The 1,073-nt window shown below is 37.2% G+C and carries 1 pseudogene; it reads right to left on the minus strand.

The window, feature by feature from the left end:
• Positions 1–1,070, minus strand: a pseudogene (locus O9324_RS24495) (ISAzo13 family transposase); the annotation flags it as partial.
• Positions 1,071–1,073 lie beyond the last annotated feature (3 nt).

Consider the following 1,073-nt stretch of genomic DNA (forward strand, 5'->3'; position numbering starts at 1 on the left):
CTTAACAATCGGGTGTTTTCCTTTCCAAGTCATAGTTTGGGCGAATTTCAAAGCGGTTTCGATTTCATCTAAAATACTCCCATTCCAATGGTTTTCTAACACAGCCCAGGTTCGTTCAATAGGATTATATTTACTATGGTAGGGGGGATAGTAAGCCAAACGTATATTAACTTGATATTTTTGGGAAAACTCAACTATACGTTTCATGAACTGAGTTCGTCTCGAATTATTTTCTGGTCCATTATCTTGATTAATTATCAAAGTTTTAATTTTCTCAAAACGAGATTTTTCCGACTCCCAGAAATCTTCTAATATATCAACAATAAAGTCACGGGTGACTGTGGAGGCAGTGAAATACAAAAACAACTCATCAAATTCTGGAATAAATATTCCCTAAGGGGTTAGGGTTGTTTTCGGATTAAAATCATGCTCGTTTGTTTCGACAGTTATTCTATTCTTACCTCCTCGATCAAATAGTCCAATATTAACAAGGGCTTTGGCATCTAAACTAAGACGTAACATCGTAGGGTCTTCATCCGCTTCCTGGTTAATGTTAGCTAATTCCTCAAAGATTGCCTCGGTTTCTGGAATTTTTTTTGAGGTAAAACTTTAGCGACTCTTTTCAGACGATAACCTAAGTTATTTAATTTAACCCGAATAGTTTCCTCGCTCGGTAAATCCTCATCACTGTACCCATATTTAGAGATTAATTGCTTTCGGACTTCGGCCGCACTCAGTCTCACATAAAGCCTTTGGCTTTTAAAACTTGGGTCAGTTTGGCTTTGAGAATCCACTAAACTTTTGATGTTTTCCAATAGAAAAGGTAAATGTTCTTCTGCTTTTTTCCGCCCCTTAGCTGAATGATTATCAACACAAGTAATGCCACTTTTTAGTTCTTTAATTCCTTTACGAATAGTAGTTCGATTCCAGCCTAACTCCTGTGCAGCAAGGGTTTGTCCCCCATAGCCTAATTCTAAGACTGTTTGCGCCATGAATCTTCTTTTAGCTGCACCTTTTAATTGAAGTGCAGTTTCACTGAGCAATTTCTTGAGGGAATCAGTTAATTCCATATA

It is taken from the genome of Microcystis sp. LE19-84.1B (assembly GCF_027531875.1).
Taxonomy (GTDB): domain Bacteria; phylum Cyanobacteriota; class Cyanobacteriia; order Cyanobacteriales; family Microcystaceae; genus Microcystis; species Microcystis panniformis.